The following is a 16041-nucleotide window of genomic DNA, read 5'->3' on the forward strand; positions in this document are numbered from 1 at the left end:
CCTTTTTTTAAAGATACTTTTTGCTCACAATTAACTCTGCATTAAGGACAGAAGCACCTGCCGCACCACGTATGGTGTTATGTCCCATTGCAATAAAACGCACGCCTTCACGAATTCTTCCAACAGAAACAGTCATTCCACGTCCACGATTGCGATCCAGTCTTGGCTGCGGCCTGTCCTCCTGTTCAAACAAAAGCACGGATTTTTCCGGCTGTGTCGGAAGACCAGTGAAAGGTGCTTTGTAATTTCTAAAGTCGTTTTTTAACTCTTCAACAGAAGCTTTTGTATCAACCCAGATTGCCATTGTATGGCCGTCAATTACAGGCACTCTGTGACAGCTTGCACTGATACTAAATGGCGCATTAGTTATCACTGAACCGTCAAAACTGCCCATAATTTTCAAGGTCTCAGCTTCCATCTTCTTCTCTTCCGAACCAATGTATGGTATGACATTGTCATAAATTGACATTGCAGAAATCCCCTCAAAACCAGCTCCTGATATGGCCTGCATGGTGGCTACCCGAATATCAGACAGACCACGATGCTGAATAGGATTTAATGCTGATACCATTGTGATTGTAGAGCAGTTTGGATTTGTAACAATAAACCCGTCATTACCACTGTCACGCTGTAGATCTATCAGCCCGAGATGATCCGGATTTACCTCTGGCACCACAAGTGGAACATTTTTGTCCATCCTGTGAGATGATGCATTACTGCATACTGCAACTCCGGCGCGTGAGATATCTGTTTCAAGATTTGTTGCAAGATCAGCCGGAAGAGCTGAGAAAACAATATCCAAACCCTTTACACTGTCAACATCTGTCTTGCTCACAACAATATCCCCGACAGAATCAGGGAAAGGTTCATCAAGACGCCAGTTGACAGCATCACGGTAATTTTTTCCTGCACTGCGCTCAGATGCTGTTAACGTCTGAAGATTGAACCAGGGATGGCTGGCAAGCAGTTGTACAAACCGCTGGCCGACTGCACCGGTTGCACCTAAAACTCCTACATTGATCATGGATTAAAAGAGAATACGTTGAAGTAAGTATAAAATATTTGTTTTTGATTATTTTATACTGTTTATTCCATGTGAATGGCTTCAGCAGGACATTCGTCCACGCAGGCCTCACAATCTACGCACATATCAGCATCTACAACTGCAATACCGTCTTCCATTGAAATAGCTTCTGAAGGACATGTATCTACACAGGTTTCACACCCTGTGCACTTATCTGCATCGACTACAGCTACCATAGTTATAATCCTCGAAAATAAATCAGCAGATATCTTAAAATAGATTTCGTTTTTTTCAAAAAACAGTTATCAATTAATCTTTTCATGCATTTTTTTACAAAAATCATACTGGATTAATAAGATATAATCAGATTAAAAGGAGAAATATGGAATTTTAGTTGTTAAATCCCAAAACGTCATCCATATTGTATATGCCCGGAGGTTTTTGATGTATCCATGAAACAGAGCGAATGACGCCGTGCGCAAAAACAAGTCTGTCATATGCGCGATGAGTAAGTTCAATAACCTCATCATTTCCTGCAAACATAACAGTGTGATCTCCGATTATATCTCCGCCGCGAACAACATGAACACCAATTTCATTGCCGCGCTCACCAACCATACCTTCGCGTCCGTATATCTCTTCTCTATCGCCTGCTTCTTCTTTTATGATGTTAATTATTGTTTTTGCAGTACCGCTTGGTGCATCTTTCTTAAAATGATGATGAGCTTCGATTACTTCGATATCATAATCTTTGAGCTGTTTTGCCGCCTCTCTTATAAGATGCCAGAAAATATTTACGCCAAGGCTGAAGTTGCTTGATATAACTGCAGGAATTTTACCGTTTATTGCCTCTTCCATCTCTTTTCTTTGTTCATCAGAAAGACCGGTTGTTCCAACAAGCACTGCAACGCCGTTTCTTGAAGCGGCTTTCACATTTTCAACAGAGGCATGTGCAATTGTGAAATCAATCAAAACATCAGGCTTTTTTTCTTTTAAGAATTCATCAATCCTCGATGATTCATATACTTCTGTACCGTAAAAAGAACCGGTCTTTAAATCAATTCCACCTACAAGTTCAAGATCAGGGGATTCGGTTACAAGACCTCCTATTTTTGTTCCCATTCTTCCAAGCGCACCGCAGATTCCAACTTTAATCATAATTTCTTAAAACCTCTTTTAATCTATTAGTCTTATCTTCACCCATCTCATCAAGAGGAAGTCTTAAAGGCCCTGATGCAAGTCCCCTGATGTCAAGCGCTGTTTTTACCGGAATTGGATTTGTGTCAATAAACAATGCTCGAATAAGTGGTGAAATTAAATAGTGCAAATTCTGTGCCTCTTTTAGATTGCCTTTTTTAAACATCTCATACATCTTAACCATCATATCAGGCGCAACATTTGCAGAAACGCTTATAACTCCTCCTCCGCCTAATGCAAGAACTGGAAGTGTCATTGCGTCATCTCCGGATATGACATTGAAATCTTCATCCCGTGTTCCTTCTATTATCTCAGAAATCTGAACAATATCACCACTTGCCTCTTTTACTCCAACAATGTTTGGATGCTTTGCCAGTTCAATGATAAGATCAGGTGGGAGATTCTGGCCGGTCCTTCCCGGAACATTGTAAATCACAATTGGCAGATCAAGGTCTGCAAGTCTGGTATAATGTTTTACAAGTCCTGAACGATTTGGTTTGTTGTAATAAGGGCTTAAAACCAAAGCCCCGTCCGCGTTAAGATCTTTTGCAGCCTTTGTAAAGCGCACTGCTTCTGCAGTGTTGTTTGAACCTGTACCTGCAAGAACCGGAACACGACCATCTGATACTTCTATGGCCTTTCCAATTACCTCTTCATGCTCTTCAAAAGTGAGTGTAGCTGATTCTCCGGTAGAACCGCATGGAACAATCCCATGAACTCCATGGGATATAAGAAAGTCGATATTGGATTTAAGACCATCAAGGTCCAGATCCCTTTGTTGATTCTCCTTAAATGGAGTTATTAATGCTGGGTAAACTCCCTCAAACATGAGGAGTTTATATGATTTTCCTTCTATTTACTTTTCTGGTAATTGAGCCTGCAACTCTGTTGCGGACACACTTTGATCCGATTACTGCAACCTCATCAACTGCATGTTTGTTGTGGTCGAAATCGTTTGTGAATTTATCTCCGTGCTTGGAGAGCAGTTCCTGGCTGAGTGCCTTAATGTATGTTGGTTTAATTCCCATAGTAACACCTATTAGTTTTTATTATTTATGCGCTCGGCTATCATAATAATATTATTGACAACTGTCATAGGATCTTCTCCAAAAATCCTTATGAGAGGCTCTTTAATATTTGTTCCGCGATCATATATTAAATCCGGAACGTTGTCTTCTTCACAGCAAAAAGCAGTGCCCCAGTCTATTGTACTGATACCAGCAGGTTCTTTTTCACGGTTAAATGATCGAACTTCAAGGAGTAGTTCATCTGCTTTTTGAATAATATCGTCTGAAAAATGAATGATTCCGGCAGAGCGTATGTCCTGATCAAATTTCATTGCAGTAAGAACTGTTTTGGAAATATTACTTTGAACACCAAATTTAACACTGCCTTTGTAAAAGACACTGCCATTCAAAACTATTATTCCGCCATCTGTTACTGCTAAATCAGACAGCATACGCGCATGATAAGTGGCATATGCAAGGTTTGTGCCGGCATCAGGTATGAACGATACAGGTATGTGTTCTGTAAGCTTTGAAACAGCATTTTCAAGTTTGTCAATTATCAGTTTCTTTTCTATTTCAGACATTTTTATGCAGTACACCTGAAAAATTTTAATTAGATATTCTTAATTCTATAACTTCAATTATTGTATCGTAATTTGGTATTGTATCATATTTCGGGGTTTACTATTTTATTATAATCAGTTTCAGGTAAAATATCCGCTGTCCTGTAAAGCCTGGACTTGTTAATAAACATACAGGCCTGAAGGATAAAAAGAAGAAGTAATATACATGATAAAAATTAGAGATTATCATATGAATTCTGTCGTTTTAGACTGTGCAACTGCAATAAGCAGTATAATAATTCTTATTTTATGTATAGCAATTCTCCCTGTATTTTTGCCTGCAGGCTATGCAACACTTGTTGCAATCGTCTTATTTATAATATTTATGAGCGGTGGCGGATATTACATCAGCAAAAATTATGTAAAATAAACCATTTGTTATATCGTTTAAAAAAAACAGATGTAAAAATAAATAAAATAGATATGTAAAAAATATAATTTTTTAATAATTTTGTTTCTCTAATTTTTTATCATTATTTAGCGCCAACCTCTTTCGTTAAAATTTTCAGTGATTTTTTCATTTTTTTTATCTATGAGTTCAGTTCAAAAAATTGTAATTTCATATCATCTCTTCTTTCTGGATATTGGAGTCTTTGGAATTATTTTCTTTTTCTGAATCTTTTTCTTTTGCATCCTTATTTTTTTCATTAACCTTTGAATACTTTTTTTTATATTTGTAGTAACTCAACGGATGAATTATATTTTTATTTCTGCAGATACTGTCCGGACCTACACACAGACCATATGTTTTCATTGTGGCACAACCAGGGGGTGTATATTCAGTACCGCTTCTGCCGGATATATGCTCTACCTGATATAATGTCTTTTCAACATCAAAATCCGGTGCCCTTGTGTATACCTCAACTATGCCTGTTGTATCCATGCCAATTGTATGCATAAAAGCTGTTAATGAGAATCTTGCTGTGTGTGGGATGTTTGTTCCTGCCGAAACTGCGTTTATTATCGCTTTCATACAGGGCGGAAATGATCCTTCATCGACTTCTCCAAACTGTTCAAGAAGTTTTTCCTGATAAACTGCAGAAATTTCACCTGCAAAAGAATCTAGAAGACTGCATATACCATCTGTTACCGGCAGAGGCAGTTGCCCGTGTAGAACAACTCTGATTCTTTCTTTTAAAAGTTCTTCAAGTTCCTCTTTTTTTATAGAAACACTGCCTTCTGACACATCACGATTGACAAGCTGCCATCTTGAATCCCTAAGGTTTGGAACAAGTTCAACATATTCCGGAACACTTATTTTTTCAACATCAAGTTTAATTCCAACATTTCGCGCGACATAATCTTTTTTTTGAGAATCTTCTGTCTGAAGAAAATAAAAGGCTCTTTCAGACTCATATCTGCAAAGTTTATCAATCATCTGTCTCTCTTTCATGCAAGAGACAATCAGTCTTGAGACTGCATAAGACAAAATTTCATCATCAGGTTTTTCAAGCCTAATTTCATCGAATACAAATTTGCTTTCTAGTGCCGCTTTTATTCGATTTTGTGCAGATATACAAATTCTTTCTCCAAAACGGCTTTTTAAAAAATTTTCAATAGAATATGCCCGCTGACTAACAAAATTATGGGCTTCTTTTAAAAAAGGATATTTTGCAAGATCTTTATTCTCAAGTTCAACCGGCATATAAGTCTGCTTTAATTCAGTCTGCTTCAATACGCGGAGCTAAGAGATACTCGACTTTGCCATTGCCTCCGGCAATGCTGAATCCAAATTTTACAGGATGATCAAGCCCTATCTGAATTTCAACTTCTTCGGCTCTGCTCATAACGCGCCCCATGTCCTTTAAATAATCAAGTGAAAACAGTGAGCGCGCCTCAGCAGGCGTGAATGACTTCAAATCACTACCTTTTATCTCAAGGTTTATGTGATCTGTATCGCCATCAGCTTCCATGTAAAATGTGCCCTTCTCAGGATTTATGCCAAAAGCAATCTTGTCAGATACAAGTGCCGCGGCTTTTATCGCATTGTTCAACTCTGTTCCGGATATTACTACTTTTCCAGGGAGCTGAATGGTGGGCATATTTGGATCTTTTCGAACAGTTGCTACATCCAAAAGTGCCAGCGAATATTTGTATCCGCCAAAGGCAAGCTCCATTTTGTAGCCACCTTCTGGAAGCTCTAAAGATAAAACGTCAACTTTTCCCATCATGCTGACGATGTTTTTCATCTTGTTTATATCCAGTCCTACGACATTTTCATCTGCGGTATAAGATGAGAATGCTTCAGGACTAAGCTCAATTGATATCATCGCTACATTTGCAGTATCAACTGCGCGTGTCATGAATCCGGCTTCACTTACATTCAGGCGGCATTCAGTGACTATCGCCGCAATAACATCAACTGTTTCTTTAAAAATCTCTGCATCAATTGTTGCCTTTAACATTTGTTTACCCCGTTATTCTTTCTATAAATAGATTATAGTCATAAATATAAGAAACCGTTGTTATTTTTTTATCCGCTGGATTAATATTGGTTTCTTAGAAAGCATCCGGTTTCAGAAGTATTTCTCTGGCATACAGAAAATTTCTGATTTGTAGAAAGTCACTGCAAATACAATGAAACAATACAATGAGTCCGTAACTGACTGATGTAATCTAATGAGAACTGTTGTTAAATATTAAATTTAATCCCATTTTCTGATTAATCTTATTTTTTTGAATTTATATGTAATTTAGAAATTCACACATACCAGATAATAAGAAAACCAATTATCAACATAATTAATTATCAATTAATGTGCAAAGGCTTCATAAGCGGTTTTCTTATTCAGCTTTATCCTGAATTACATCGCCCATTTGATCATTATTAATCATTATATCTGATTTTTTCGTTGTTAACAGAATTTTCTGCCGGTTATATGCTTATTATAAACTATATTATAAAGTATATAAGGATAATTTTTGCCTTTTTTAATTTTGTTTTTTTAAGATGCGTTAAACTCATAACATATATCAGATGAAAAACAGATAATTTAGTTAGCATTGAAATATCCTGTCCAAAATTATGTACAGGACATTTAATTGTTAGTACATTCAAAATTTATTTAATTCAAATTTCTTTCTTAGAATTTGAAAATTGTGGATTGGATAATAAAAGATACTAATGATTCGAATTGCATGAATAAATATCCGGATTTAGATAAGGATATAAAGATACAGCAAAAAAAAGTTTTAATTAAAGGTTAGGGAAAAAATGGGATCTCAGTGGGGCGCAGACAGGTATTACCAAAAATCCAGACGTGAAGGGTACAGGTCACGTGCGGCTTATAAAATTCTTGATATTCAAAACAAATTCAACATTATCAGGTCTGATGATAATATTGTTGATTTGGGAGCGGCTCCCGGAAGCTGGTCACAGGCACTTCGTGATATGACTGACGGGCAGGTAATTGCAGTTGATCTAAATCCAATTGTGCCAATTGAAAATGTCATAACAATAAAAGGTGATTTTACAACTGAAAAGGTTCAGTCACAAATTCTGTCACATGTTGATTTAGTAAATGTTGTTGTATGCGATGCATCTCCAAAACTGTCAGGTCAAAAAGCATATGATCAGGCAAGAGCAATAGGGCTTTGTGAACAGGCCCTTCATTTTGCATGCCTTATTTTGAAACCCGGAGGGAATTTTGTTATTAAATCTTTCCAGGGTGAAATGTTTAAGGAGCTTTTGGACGAGGCAAGAGAGAATTTTTATGCAGTAAAAGTTTACAGATCAAAGGCTACCAGAAGAGGGAGTACTGAAGCATATATAGTTGCTAGAAATTTTAAGGGATTTTCAAATGTTTCTGACAGACAGTTATAACCGACCGGTAACTAATCTTCGAATCAGTTTAACAGCAAGATGCAACCTTAAATGTAAATACTGCCACAGGGAAGGCGAAGTATCTCCAAAAGATGAGATGAGTCTTGATGATATTTCTGAGATTCTTAAAACTGCGGCAAAATTCAATATGAATAGCGTAAAACTTACCGGTGGAGAGCCTACAATGCGAAAAGACATTGTTGACATAATCCACAGTGTCCCAAAGTCAATGGAGGCATCCATGACAACAAATGGAACTCTTCTTGCACCAATTGCACAGGATTTAAAGGATGCAGGACTTTCAAGAGTTAATATCAGCATTGACAGCTTAAACAGGGAAAAGTATAAAGAAATTTCAGGTCTTGATTATCTTCCTCGTGTTTTAGATGGAATCGATGCTGCGATTGATGCCAATCTTACTCCTGTTAAACTAAACGTTGTACTTCTCAAGGACTTTAATGAGAATGAAATTGAGGATTTTATCTCCTATGCAGGTAAGAAAAAAGATGTTATTCTGCAGTTTATTGAACTGATGGATCTTAATTCTGATGAAAAAAAATCTCAAATTCACTCTCTTGAGGAAGATCTTGAAAAAAGAGCCAAAACAATTATTACAAGAAGAATGCACCACAGAAAGAAATACTGTATTGAAGGAGCTGAGGTGGAAATAGTTCGCCCTATGCATAATAATGAATTTTGTGCTTTCTGCAACAGATTAAGAGTGACATCTGACGGTGAGTTAAAGCCATGTCTGTTAAGGCATGACAATCACATAAACATTAAAGGAAAAAGAGGTGCTGAACTTGAATCTCTTTTTGAGCTCGCAGTAAGTAAAAGAGAACCTTTTTTTAAATAAATTTCAAAAAAATGTAATTTTTGTTCTTCTAAGATTTTCTTTATAAAAAACATTCATGAAATTATCATTTTAGGTACGGTTTCATCCTAAATTTGCCACATCTCTCAAATTCATTATATTGTGCAAGAATTAAATTTGACAGTTCCAGGAATTTTTGAAAATGTTACCAAAAATAGCATCATTCTGGGCTTAAATTCTAAATGACTTTGGCATTATAAAAATAAAATTGATGTTTTGCATGCAAATATGTCCCAACTGTCAAATTCAATAACGATTATTTTTGACATTTTTGGGAATAATGCACTTCAAAAGAGCAAGTGGCAAAGTCAGGTTTCATGTAAGTTACGAAATAATTTTCATGTAAATATTTATAGAAAAATGTAATCATTTAATTTTCATGTCAGAATTCTTTAATGCTAATTTGCAAATATTTTTTTGTATACTGGTTTAATACCTTATCATGCTACATGAAAAAAATGAATACTATCCAGTTATTGACAGATTATATTCAAAATCACTTGTTCTTGAATCGGTCGGAGATTTTAACCCCGTTTTTTACTTTTATTTTATGGACACTTTGGCTCATATAGATTATTCGGTATCAATTCTTGCATATAATTTCCACAACATTAGAAATAAAATGAATATGGAATATATGCGTTGGAGAATTGATGAAGAGCAAAAAGGCGAAAGAACACTTTTCCCGGAATTTATTAACTGGCTCAAAGAAAATAACCCTGAAAAATTCAATTCACTTCCATATTTATGGAGAGCAATTTATGACAAGTCAAACCCAGCGGGATACAGAAGTTTTAGAATTGCTATTAATCCTGACAGCAATCAGCCAACACCGGTTTCATCATTTAATCAATGGATTGAGGAATTCTTTGACCAAAAATTTATAAAAAGTATCTATAAAGGCGGATCATTAGATATATTATATACAGAATTTCTGGCAAACAGAAATGGATAAAAAAAAATCATGAAACAACAGTTTCATGCATTTTTATCATATAATTCAGAAATTGAGTTTCAAACAATTGAATTTCACAGATAAAATCAAAAAAAATGATTCATACAGATGAATGTCTCTAAAATATGCTCAGAACTTGTCAGGCTGAAAAGTGAAAATCCTCCGGGAATTACTAAGGGTACTGCACAATATATCGGAGATATTTTAAAATCACTTGATATCTCTTTTAAATTTACAGATGACGGAAACGGCAGATGCAATATTTATACAGATTATCCTGATAAACCTCTTCTTTTAATGGGCCATCTGGATGTTGTTCCTGTATTAAATGACGGATGGGATAAAGATCCTTTTTCTGGTGAGATTTCATCAGGTTATGTCTATGGAAGAGGATCAACTGATATGAAAGGTGGATGTGCGGCATTAATTTCCGCAGTTTACCAACATTTAAAAAACAGTTATGAATTGCCATGCAACCTCTGTTTTGTATGTGATGAAGAAAATGGGGGTAATGCCGGGATAAAACATCTTCTTTCTAAGAATGTTTATAAGCCCTGTGACTGCATAATTGCCGAGCCAACGCCGTATCTGAATCCTGCAATCGGACAAAAAGGTCTTTTAAGAGCAGATATCGAAGTAAAAGGTGAACCTGCTCATGGCTCGCTTTATCCGGCAGTCGGTGTAAGTGCTGTTATGAAATCAGTCGATCTTTTACATTTCATTCAGAGAATGCATGAACGAGAATATGTAAATGATAAAAAACTGGATGAAATTATAAAAAAATCATCTTCTGTTTTAGCAGAAATTTTTAATATCCAAAATCCTGAGAAGGTTTTAAGAAGAATTACCTTCAATCCGGGAAAAATATGCGGTGGCGAAGAGATTAATATTGTTGCTCAAAAATGCAGGGTTAATCTTGAAATGAGGATCCCCTGGGGATGCAGTGCATATGATATATTTGATGAAATATCTAAGAAAGAATCTTCTGCTGAAATTAAACCTCTGGAGATATGTAATCCAGGTCTGACGGAGCCAAATGAAAAAATTGTAAAAACGGCCTGTAGAAATATCAAAAAAGTATATAAAAAAGATTCATTTCCAATTCTTCAATGGGCGGCAAGTGATGCCAGATATTTAAGAGAGAAAAGTTTTAGAGTTATTGAATACGGTCCTGGAGATTTAAAAACAATTCATGGAATAAATGAAAAAGTGTCGATAAAAAACCTGAATAAATCTGTTGAAATTTATGCAGGAATCTTGAAGGATTATGACTCATAAAAGTTCAGTTCCTAAAAAAACGTCCATGAAATTATATTTCATGCTAACTGTTTCATGTAAGTTACGAAGTAACTTTCATGTAAAACCCGCATGATGAGCTTTTTTTATCACACAAAAAGCGATGAAAATCTATCAGGAATTTTGACTTTCATAGCACACAAAATCATGATTTTCATTAAACACTGCATGGAAAAATTTGTTTCATTAACGTTTTTTGGAAAATCATCGAAAAGTATTTATGTTAACAGTGTTAATTAGGTAGTATGTCAACAGTTAACAGCGTTAACAAGATCAGACTTCCGCCTTCAGCTAAAGTAGTACTTAGCATTCTTGAAGATGGAAAAGCAAAGACGTTTAAGGATATGACTGATGAAGCGGAGATAGCACCAAGAACAATCAGATATGCACTAAAGCGCCTGAAGGAGAGCGGACTCATAATCGAAAAGTTCAATTTCAGAGATGCCAGACAGGTATTATATCAGAAGAATACAATTACAAAATCTGATAAAACTCCGGAAATGGCATCAACATGAGATCTCATTTATGCGATATTACAAGATGTGATGAAATAGCGCGACTTTACCTTCCCCAGGTTAGAGCTGAATTAGTCTACAGGCTTGTTACAACCAGAGGAATTCCACAGGCAAGAGTTGCCAGATGGATGGGAATAACAAGAGCCGCAGTATCACAGTACATAAGCAGAAAAAGAGGTTTTGGAGATATTAATATTTCACAGGATTTAGATGATATTATTGAGGCCTGGGCAGAGGGCATTATAACCGGAGAAGGCTCTGTAACTATCTGTGATCTTTGCAATTGTATTAATAATACAAACAATCTGGATAATAATCTCAAAAATAACGATAATATGACAAATACAATCTAAAAAATAATCTAAAGAAATTCTTTTCTATGAAAACGTCCATGAAATTATATTTCATGCAATGGTTTCATGTAAGTTACGAAGTAACTTTCATGTAAGATTTATAAGATTAACTAATTTAATAATTTATTATATTTTTAGTCATATTAAATTGTTTTTATTTATTTTATTTAATCGTATTTATCTTAATTTTAATTCTTTATTTAGAGAAAATTTTGAGAGTTAATTCTAATGAAATTCAGATGATATTTAGATGAATTTCCCGTCGGTCTGAGTTGGAAGCACCAGATCATAAAATCTTTTCTCAAAATAATTGTCAGTCATCCCTGAGATAAAATCACAGACTATTTTTTCCGGAGATTCTTCTTTTAGATATGAATGTTTTCTTTTAAGATATTCAGCCTTAAGAAAATGCTGATATACAGGAGAATTTTGATTGTTATTATTCAGATCATCAAGATACTGTTCAAAAAGAACAGAATACATATTTGCAATTTTTCCTTTCTGACAGGTAAGTTTGGGATTTTCATAAATATTTTTGTAGTTAAATTCTTTTAAAGCTGATAAAGCTTCAAATGCATCTTTGCTATATGAAAAAACTCCTTTTTTGGGATCACTGTTTTGTAATAAATTCATTATCAGACTGTTTACAATATCTCGATTACTGTTTCCAAGAACTTCTAATGAATTTAGAGGATATTCTATATTATTATCAATTAGTCCAACTTCTTTTGCATCTTGTATATCTCTGCCTATGTATGCAATGGTGTCAGCAAGTCTTACAATACAGCCCTCTGCAGTCATTGGATAAATGTGACAGTTTCTTTCTGCCTGTCTTATTTTTTTGTCAAATTCATCCCAGTTGTCATATACCAGGGGTTTTAAATAACGATCGTTTACCTCACCATTGTGAGAAAGTATTCCATCAAGAACCTGTATTGTAAGATCAGTATCCTCAATATTATCCAAAAGCCTCACACTTTGGACATTATGCATAAAATTTCCGATATTGTGCTTTGGACATAATAAAGAAAGTTCTTTTTCGCCTGTATGTCCATATGGGGGATGCCCGATGTCATGACCCAATGAAATTGCCTCGATTAAATCTTCGTTTAAATGAAGCGCTCTTCCTATTGTCCTTGCAATTTTAGAAACAATCTGGACATGAAGAGAACGGTGAGTTATGTGATCGTTTTTAACAAAATAAAATACCTGAGTTTTATCAATATATCGTGCAAATGCGTGAGAATGAATTATTCTGTCAGAATCACGGGAAAATTCTGATCTAATATTTGACTGATATGTATTTTTGCGCCTTTTTGCATTCTTATCTGGTGTTGCATAAGACGAATAAAGCGTTTCAAGACTCTTAATATAGTCTCTGTACATTTCTGACATCAAAAATCCCGTATGAAAATAATTGCTCTTTAGTAATATGAAGATGTCTATTAACTCTTAAAACAGGCTATAAACCTAAATCTTTTAATTAATGCCGACCATCCGCACTAAAAATCCACACATTTCACAATATTCGACCGCAAGATCCTTGTACTTTGAGGGAATAACTTATAATATGCCCTTCATTGACGGTTTTGATGACGAATCAATCCTTTCCGTTGGCCATCTTGGCATCGTAGCCGGAGCCTACGACTCTCTTGGTATCGCGAATATAATCGACAATGCAATACCCAAGACCCGAAACCATAATCTCACCCATTCTCAGGCCGTGAAAGCTATGGTGATCAATGGTCTTGGATTCATCGAACGCCGTCTTTATCTTTTTCCGGAATTTTTTGATGATATTGCCGTTGAAAGACTATTTGGGGAGGGAATTTCCCGAGAACAGATAAATGATGATGTATTAGGCAGAACACTGGATGCTATTGCAGAATATGGTCCAACTGAGTTATTCAACGATATCGTAGCAAATTGCCTTATTCCAACAGAATATGGCTCGCATTGCATTCACGTCGATACCACTAACTTTAGTGTGACAGGCGAATACGAATCCGATTTCAACACAGAAGGAATTCAGATTACCTACGGTCATCCGAAGGATGGCCGATGGGATCTCAAGCGTTTTGTCCTTGGCATGGCATCAAATCAGCATGGTGTACCATTATTTCTCCAGACTTTTTCCGGGAATGAATCGGATAAAGAGACACTCCGAATCATTATTGAAAAACTTCAGAACAGTCTCAAATCAGGCGAAAAAATCTATCATGTAGCTGATGCTGCATTTTATACCGAAAAAAATCTCCAGACTTTAGGTCAGCACACTTTCTGGATTAGTCGTGTACCGGTTATCATTAAAGAGGCTAAGGAACTGGTCAAATCAGATTGTCAGTTCATACCGTGCGATGATAATCGCTATTCATATAGTGAATCTTTCAGTGAATATGCAGGAATCAGACAGAAATGGGTGATGTACCATTCAAAACCAATGCATGAACAACAGAGTAAAACGTTTGATAAGAATCTGGTAAAAGAACTGGAAAAAGCCAAAACATCTCTTCGAAAAGTCTGTGCACAGGAATATGCATGTGAACCTGACGCACGCATTGCAGCAGAGAAATGGTTAGAAAAAAATCATAAGTATCAGTTTAGCGAGCTTGAAATTCTCATGATTCAAAGGAAAGAAGAGAAAAAACGAGGTAGACCAAAAGCCGGTGAACCATTAGTTAATTCATATAAGATTACTGCTGATATCGAATACAATGACAGCGTAGTCGAGCAGGAACGCCAAAATCTTGGACGTTTTGTTCTGGCAACGAATGACACTGAGATGTCTGCCGATGAATTGCTCAGGAATTATAAAGCTCAAGGAACAGTTGAGAGAGGATTTAGGTTCCTGAAAGACAAGTCGTTCCGGGTTGCTGAGGTCTATTTAAAGAAAAATTCGCGGATTCAGGCTTTGGCTATGATCATGGTATTGTGTCTTTTTATTTACTCTATGACTGAGTTTCGGCTGAGAAAGATGCTGGTACAGTCTGGTGAAACAGTCACCAGCCAGACAAAAAAGCAGACACAAAGACCGGCATTGAAATGGACATTTTTCCTGTTCAGGAGGGTGAGGGAGTTCTCATTTGTTGAGGGTGATAAAAGAATAAAACGAATTACAAATCTGAATGATGAATTGAAAAAGATATTGCGGTTATTGGGGGGAGAGTATGAAAAATACTATTGTTGAAGAAATACCTGCGGAAAGTCGGTTAATGGCAATTTTAACATATTATTTTTCTTTCAGCAGATTTCATTCCTGTAAATCCCTGCTTTAAGTCTCTATTATCTCATGACAAAATTGATACCTTTATCTTAATTAATTTTGAATATTTAATCATAAATTTTGTATTTTTACAAATATAGGAGTTATTAAATGAGTGAGAATAAACCAGCGTCAGAATGTGATGGAAACTGCAAAGGATGTGCATCTGCAAACAGTTGTACAGATCCAAAAAAGACTGGATCAGGACTCCCTCCAAAAGTCGAGATGGATGTAAAACATGTGATTTTAGTCTTAAGCGGCAAAGGAGGAGTAGGCAAAAGTACTGTTGCAACAAATCTTGCAATGTCACTTGCAAACAAAGGATATAAAACAGGTATTGCCGATGTCGATATTCATGGCCCGAACATCCCAAAGATGCTTGGAATAGAAGATGAAAAACTTACGTCTATGGACGGAAAGAAGATAGATCCTGTAATGGTTATGGGCAACCTCGGTGTTGTTTCAATGGCGTTTCTGCTTCCTGATACTTCCAGTCCTGTAATCTGGAGGGGAGCTATGAAAAATACAGCAATTAAACAGTTCCTTGAAGATGTAAACTGGGGATCGCTTGACTTTTTAGTAGTAGATCTCCCACCAGGAACCGGTGATGAGGCATTATCTGTTGTTCAGATGGCCCCTAATATCTCCGGCGCGGTTATTGTTACAACACCACAGGATGTTGCAGTTCTTGATTCTTCCAAATCTGTTAAATTCATAGAAAAACTTGATGTCAAAGTTCTTGGAATCATTGAGAACATGAGTGGTTTAATATGCCCTCACTGTGGAGAAAAAGTAGATCTCTTTGGTTCAGGCGGTGGAGAAAAAGCTGCAAAGGAATTGAATGTCCCATATCTTGGAGCAATTCCATTAGATCCTGATATGAGAAAAGCAGGGGATGAAGGAAAACCATTCATTGTCCGCCGTGACGGAACAGAACAGAACAAAGTTACATGGCAGCATGTTGATGATGTTATGGAAAATATTCTTAAAGAAATAAAAGAAGATTAAATTCTTTTTTTCCATGAAAACATCCATGAATGTATATTTCATGTAAATAATTTCATGAACGTTTTCAGGGTAAACCATAAAAACTAAAATTAGTGTAAAAAAGA

Annotated in this window: 18 protein-coding genes; 9 read left to right on the forward strand and 9 right to left on the reverse strand. The window is 35.9% G+C overall.

Annotated features, from left to right (window positions below; translation table 11 throughout):
* Positions 1 to 7 precede the first annotated feature (7 nt).
* From asd to L1994_RS05445, 6 genes are all read right to left on the reverse strand, one after another.
* Positions 8 to 1024, reverse strand: a complete 1017-nt coding sequence (gene asd / locus L1994_RS05420; protein ID WP_278100661.1) for an aspartate-semialdehyde dehydrogenase — start codon at positions 1022 to 1024, stop codon at positions 8 to 10.
* 62 nt (positions 1025 to 1086) lie between these two features.
* On the reverse strand, positions 1087 to 1260 hold the full coding sequence (locus L1994_RS05425; protein ID WP_278100662.1) for an indolepyruvate ferredoxin oxidoreductase subunit alpha: 174 nt from the start codon (positions 1258 to 1260) through the stop codon (positions 1087 to 1089).
* 154 nt (positions 1261 to 1414) lie between these two features.
* Positions 1415 to 2182 (reverse strand): 4-hydroxy-tetrahydrodipicolinate reductase, encoded by a 768-nt coding sequence (gene dapB, locus L1994_RS05430; protein ID WP_278100663.1) that lies wholly within the window; start codon positions 2180 to 2182, stop codon positions 1415 to 1417.
* Positions 2175 to 3050: a 4-hydroxy-tetrahydrodipicolinate synthase gene (dapA, locus tag L1994_RS05435; RefSeq protein ID WP_278100664.1), complete on the reverse strand. Its 876-nt coding sequence runs from the start codon at positions 3048 to 3050 to the stop codon at positions 2175 to 2177. Before dapA ends, dapB begins: the two co-directional genes overlap by 8 nt.
* Positions 3051 to 3057: 7 nt before the next feature.
* A complete protein-coding gene (locus L1994_RS05440; RefSeq protein WP_278100665.1) occupies positions 3058 to 3249 on the reverse strand; it encodes a 30S ribosomal protein S17e in 192 nt (63 codons plus the stop codon).
* Between the two features lie 11 nt (positions 3250 to 3260).
* Entirely contained in the window at positions 3261 to 3812 is a 552-nt protein-coding gene (locus L1994_RS05445) for a thiamine-phosphate synthase family protein (protein WP_278100666.1), read from the reverse strand.
* A 229-nt stretch (positions 3813 to 4041) separates the two neighbouring features.
* Here L1994_RS05445 and L1994_RS05450 point away from each other — a divergent pair, with 229 nt between their 5' ends.
* A complete protein-coding gene (locus tag L1994_RS05450) occupies positions 4042 to 4221 on the forward strand; it encodes a hypothetical protein (RefSeq protein ID WP_278100667.1) in 180 nt (59 codons plus the stop codon).
* 189 nt (positions 4222 to 4410) lie between these two features.
* Here the strand turns inward: L1994_RS05450 and L1994_RS05455 are convergent, their stop codons facing one another.
* A complete protein-coding gene (locus tag L1994_RS05455; RefSeq protein WP_278100668.1) occupies positions 4411 to 5496 on the reverse strand; it encodes a DNA primase large subunit PriL in 1086 nt (361 codons plus the stop codon).
* Between the two features lie 16 nt (positions 5497 to 5512).
* The gene (locus tag L1994_RS05460) at positions 5513 to 6256 is read right to left on the reverse strand and encodes a DNA polymerase sliding clamp (RefSeq protein ID WP_278100669.1); all 744 of its coding nucleotides are present in this window, start codon (positions 6254 to 6256) and stop codon (positions 5513 to 5515) included.
* A gap of 809 nt (positions 6257 to 7065) precedes the next feature.
* Between L1994_RS05460 and L1994_RS05465 the strand changes: the two genes are divergently transcribed.
* From L1994_RS05465 to L1994_RS05490, 6 genes are all read left to right on the forward strand, one after another.
* Positions 7066 to 7674, forward strand: coding sequence for an RlmE family RNA methyltransferase (locus L1994_RS05465; protein WP_278100670.1), 609 nt, complete (start codon positions 7066 to 7068; stop codon positions 7672 to 7674).
* On the forward strand, positions 7652 to 8530 hold the full coding sequence (moaA, locus tag L1994_RS05470) for a GTP 3',8-cyclase MoaA (RefSeq protein ID WP_278100671.1): 879 nt from the start codon (positions 7652 to 7654) through the stop codon (positions 8528 to 8530). Before L1994_RS05465 ends, moaA begins: the two co-directional genes overlap by 23 nt.
* 568 nt (positions 8531 to 9098) lie before the next feature.
* Positions 9099 to 9503: a hypothetical protein gene (locus tag L1994_RS05475; RefSeq protein WP_341275810.1), complete on the forward strand. Its 405-nt coding sequence runs from the start codon at positions 9099 to 9101 to the stop codon at positions 9501 to 9503.
* 108 nt (positions 9504 to 9611) lie between these two features.
* Positions 9612 to 10781 carry a M20/M25/M40 family metallo-hydrolase gene (locus L1994_RS05480; RefSeq protein WP_278100673.1) on the forward strand — a complete coding sequence of 390 codons (1170 nt, stop codon included), beginning with the start codon at positions 9612 to 9614 and terminating at the stop codon, positions 10779 to 10781.
* A 263-nt stretch (positions 10782 to 11044) separates the two neighbouring features.
* Positions 11045 to 11314: a MarR family transcriptional regulator gene (locus tag L1994_RS05485; protein ID WP_278100674.1), complete on the forward strand. Its 270-nt coding sequence runs from the start codon at positions 11045 to 11047 to the stop codon at positions 11312 to 11314.
* Entirely contained in the window at positions 11311 to 11667 is a 357-nt protein-coding gene (locus L1994_RS05490) for a transcriptional regulator (protein WP_278100675.1), read from the forward strand. The genes L1994_RS05485 and L1994_RS05490 overlap by 4 nt, the downstream gene beginning before the upstream one ends.
* Before the next feature lie 246 nt (positions 11668 to 11913).
* Here the strand turns inward: L1994_RS05490 and L1994_RS05495 are convergent, their stop codons facing one another.
* Positions 11914 to 13053 (reverse strand): deoxyguanosinetriphosphate triphosphohydrolase family protein, encoded by a 1140-nt coding sequence (locus L1994_RS05495; protein ID WP_278100676.1) that lies wholly within the window; start codon positions 13051 to 13053, stop codon positions 11914 to 11916.
* Positions 13054 to 13237: 184 nt separating this feature from the next.
* Between L1994_RS05495 and L1994_RS05500 the strand changes: the two genes are divergently transcribed.
* Together L1994_RS05500 and L1994_RS05505 are read left to right on the forward strand one after the other, a co-directional pair.
* Complete coding sequence (locus L1994_RS05500; protein ID WP_278100677.1) at positions 13238 to 14854, forward strand: IS1634 family transposase; 1617 nt, start codon at positions 13238 to 13240, stop codon at positions 14852 to 14854.
* Between the two features lie 186 nt (positions 14855 to 15040).
* On the forward strand, positions 15041 to 15937 hold the full coding sequence (locus L1994_RS05505) for an Mrp/NBP35 family ATP-binding protein (protein ID WP_278100678.1): 897 nt from the start codon (positions 15041 to 15043) through the stop codon (positions 15935 to 15937).
* Positions 15938 to 16041 lie beyond the last annotated feature (104 nt).

This window comes from Methanomicrobium antiquum (genome assembly GCF_029633915.1).
GTDB lineage: Archaea > Halobacteriota > Methanomicrobia > Methanomicrobiales > Methanomicrobiaceae > Methanomicrobium > Methanomicrobium antiquum.

Excerpts from the sequence above, each read along its gene's own strand:
- L1994_RS05500 (WP_278100677.1), top strand. The coding sequence starts at position 13,238 with ATGCCCTTCATTGACGGTTTTGATGACGAATCAATCCTTTCCGTTGGC.
- L1994_RS05460 (WP_278100669.1), bottom strand. The coding sequence starts at position 6,256 with ATGTTAAAGGCAACAATTGATGCAGAGATTTTTAAAGAAACAGTTGAT.
- L1994_RS05450 (WP_278100667.1), top strand. The coding sequence starts at position 4,042 with ATGAATTCTGTCGTTTTAGACTGTGCAACTGCAATAAGCAGTATAATA.
- L1994_RS05485 (WP_278100674.1), top strand. The coding sequence starts at position 11,045 with ATGTCAACAGTTAACAGCGTTAACAAGATCAGACTTCCGCCTTCAGCT.
- L1994_RS05480 (WP_278100673.1), top strand. The coding sequence starts at position 9,612 with ATGAATGTCTCTAAAATATGCTCAGAACTTGTCAGGCTGAAAAGTGAA.
- L1994_RS05440 (WP_278100665.1), bottom strand. The coding sequence starts at position 3,249 with ATGGGAATTAAACCAACATACATTAAGGCACTCAGCCAGGAACTGCTC.
- L1994_RS05465 (WP_278100670.1), top strand. The coding sequence starts at position 7,066 with ATGGGATCTCAGTGGGGCGCAGACAGGTATTACCAAAAATCCAGACGT.
- L1994_RS05425 (WP_278100662.1), bottom strand. The coding sequence starts at position 1,260 with ATGGTAGCTGTAGTCGATGCAGATAAGTGCACAGGGTGTGAAACCTGT.
- L1994_RS05495 (WP_278100676.1), bottom strand. The coding sequence starts at position 13,053 with ATGTACAGAGACTATATTAAGAGTCTTGAAACGCTTTATTCGTCTTAT.
- dapA (WP_278100664.1), bottom strand. The coding sequence starts at position 3,050 with ATGTTTGAGGGAGTTTACCCAGCATTAATAACTCCATTTAAGGAGAAT.
- moaA (WP_278100671.1), top strand. The coding sequence starts at position 7,652 with ATGTTTCTGACAGACAGTTATAACCGACCGGTAACTAATCTTCGAATC.
- L1994_RS05475 (WP_341275810.1), top strand. The coding sequence starts at position 9,099 with ATGGACACTTTGGCTCATATAGATTATTCGGTATCAATTCTTGCATAT.
- L1994_RS05505 (WP_278100678.1), top strand. The coding sequence starts at position 15,041 with ATGAGTGAGAATAAACCAGCGTCAGAATGTGATGGAAACTGCAAAGGA.
- L1994_RS05455 (WP_278100668.1), bottom strand. The coding sequence starts at position 5,496 with ATGCCGGTTGAACTTGAGAATAAAGATCTTGCAAAATATCCTTTTTTA.
- asd (WP_278100661.1), bottom strand. The coding sequence starts at position 1,024 with ATGATCAATGTAGGAGTTTTAGGTGCAACCGGTGCAGTCGGCCAGCGG.
- dapB (WP_278100663.1), bottom strand. The coding sequence starts at position 2,182 with ATGATTAAAGTTGGAATCTGCGGTGCGCTTGGAAGAATGGGAACAAAA.
- L1994_RS05445 (WP_278100666.1), bottom strand. The coding sequence starts at position 3,812 with ATGTCTGAAATAGAAAAGAAACTGATAATTGACAAACTTGAAAATGCT.
- L1994_RS05490 (WP_278100675.1), top strand. The coding sequence starts at position 11,311 with ATGAGATCTCATTTATGCGATATTACAAGATGTGATGAAATAGCGCGA.